This is a genomic window from Kitasatospora sp. NPDC057512 (assembly GCF_042802135.1).
Lineage (GTDB): Bacteria > Actinomycetota > Actinomycetes > Streptomycetales > Streptomycetaceae > Kitasatospora.
In genome coordinates this window covers 1-1,937 of record NZ_JBHVET010001096.1, presented here as the reverse complement: position 1 = coordinate 1,937, position 1,937 = coordinate 1, and the positions used below count along the sequence as shown (strand labels likewise).

Here is a 1,937-nt window from a genome sequence, read left to right as displayed (position 1 = left end):
CCCGGCTCCAGCGGGCCGCCACGCTCGCCGCCCTGCTGCGCCCGACCGCCCCGGTGCTGCTCTCCTCGGCCTGGATGGGCGGGGTGACCAGCCTGGTCGCCGCCGCCCTGGCGGACCGGCTGGGCGGGGCCGAGCGGATCGAGACCGCCATCCGCTGGGACCTCGCGGACCGGGCCGGCGCCGACTCGGTGGAGTTCATGGACCGCCTGGGGCTCGACTACGAGGTGGTGCAGGACGGTCGGCGCCGCTCCGTCGTCCCGCTCAGCCGCCCGCGGACCGTCCGCATCGGCGACGCCCCGACGCTGGTCGCCGGGATCGACACCCCCGAGCAGTTCACCCTCCCGCTCACCCTGGGCACCACCACCGCCGCCACCCGGATCGGCTTCAGCTCGCGCTCCTCCACCACCGCCCTGCTCGCGGCCCGGCGCGCCGGCCTCTTCCGCTGGGGCCGCGGCGACCGGTGGGAGCCGGCCCGCCGCGCCCTGCTCTACTCCCCCGGCGAGGGCGGCACCGCCCTGCTGCGCACCGACGTCACCTCCGGCGGACGCACCCTCACCGCCACCGTCGAGGACCGGGCCGGCCAGGCCAGACTCACCGCCGTCGGCGCCCTGTTGGCGCTGCGCCGGGCGCTCGGCACGGACGGCGCCCCGCCGCCCGCCGGGGTGGCCTTCCCGGAGCAGACCCCGCGCCCCGGGCGGGTGCTGGAGGACCTGGCGGCGCTCGGCGTCACCGTCACGGTCACTGCGGCCGACGGGGCGCGCGGCGGGGAGGCGGCGGCATGAGCGGCGTCCGGGGCCTGAGCGGCAAGGGCGCCCAGAAGCGGGAGCAACTGCTGGACACGGCGGAGGAGTTGCTGGTCACCACGGGCAGCGGCGAGCTGTCCATGCGGGCGGTGGCCGCGGCCGCGGGCGTCCGTCTCGGGCATCTCCAGCACTACTTCCCGACCCACGCCGAGCTGGTGGCCGCCGTGCTGGAGCGCGTCCTCGCCCGCTCGGTGGAGCGGCTCGCGCCGCTGCTCGACCCGGGTCGCGACGAGGACGCCCTGCTCCGCGAACTGCTCGCCGAGCAGCAGGACACGCGCCTGGTCCGCCTGTTCGCCGAACTGTGGGCGCTGGCCGCCCGCGACCCCTCGGTGGCCGCCGCCGTCCGGGCCTTCTACGACCGTTACCAGGAGCTGGTCTCCTGCTTCCTCGCCGAACGCCGCCCGGCTCTGGCGGAGGAGGAACGGCGGTCCCGCGCCCGGGTGTTCGTGATGCTGATCGAGGGCGCCTCGCTCTTCCGCTCCGGCCTGGCCGGCACCGCGGACGCGGCGTCGGACGCCCAACTCCTGCGCACCGCCGGGGCGTTGCTGGGCCCGTAAGCCCTGTCAGGCCAGCCGGCGGCCGATGACGAGTTCCGGGCGGATGCGGATGCGGACCGTGCCGCCCGGGTCGGCCGCCCTGGTGGCCGGGCGGACCTGGGCGCGGCCGAGGACGGTGACGAACCAGCCGGAGCCGTCCCGGCCGTCCACCTCGTCGGCCTCGAAGGCGATCACCGCGCCGTCGACCGCCCGGGCCAGTTCGGAGCCGGCCGGGGCCGAGAGCAGCACGCCGCCGGGGGCCAGCCGGAACGGCACCGGCAGGACGGCCGGGAGGGCGTCCACGGTGTAGACCACCCGGCCGACGTCGGCCCGGGCCAGCAGCTCCAGCGACCGCTTCCGGTCGAGTTCGCGCAGTTCCGGAAGGTCGGGACGGTCGGACGGGACGGGCCGGGGGGACGGAACGGAGCGGTCGCGCGGAACGGGCCGGGGGGACGGAACGGGCCGGGGAGACGGGACGTGGTCGCGGTTCATGCGAGCGATGCTCGCCCGGGCCCGGGCCGGGCCGCGAGGGCCGATGGTCCCGGCGGGGCCCGGCGAGGGCCCTGCCCGACAGGCCGTCGGCCCCGGGCCCCACGGC

3 protein-coding genes are annotated in these 1,937 nt (G+C 78.0%); 2 read left to right on the top strand and 1 reads right to left on the bottom strand.

Annotated elements, in window-relative coordinates; genetic code table 11:
* On the top strand, positions 1-782 hold a 782-nt coding region (locus ACFU6K_RS37960; RefSeq protein ID WP_380671066.1), incomplete at its 5' end, for a saccharopine dehydrogenase.
* On the top strand, positions 779-1,360 hold the full coding sequence (locus tag ACFU6K_RS37955) for a TetR/AcrR family transcriptional regulator (RefSeq protein WP_380671064.1): 582 nt from the start codon (positions 779-781) through the stop codon (positions 1,358-1,360). The genes ACFU6K_RS37960 and ACFU6K_RS37955, both read left to right, overlap by 4 nt.
* A 6-nt stretch (positions 1,361-1,366) precedes the next feature.
* Here ACFU6K_RS37955 and ACFU6K_RS37950 read toward each other — a convergent pair whose 3' ends face one another.
* On the bottom strand, positions 1,367-1,831 hold the full coding sequence (locus ACFU6K_RS37950; protein WP_380671062.1) for a pyridoxamine 5'-phosphate oxidase family protein: 465 nt from the start codon (positions 1,829-1,831) through the stop codon (positions 1,367-1,369).
* Positions 1,832-1,937 lie beyond the last annotated feature (106 nt).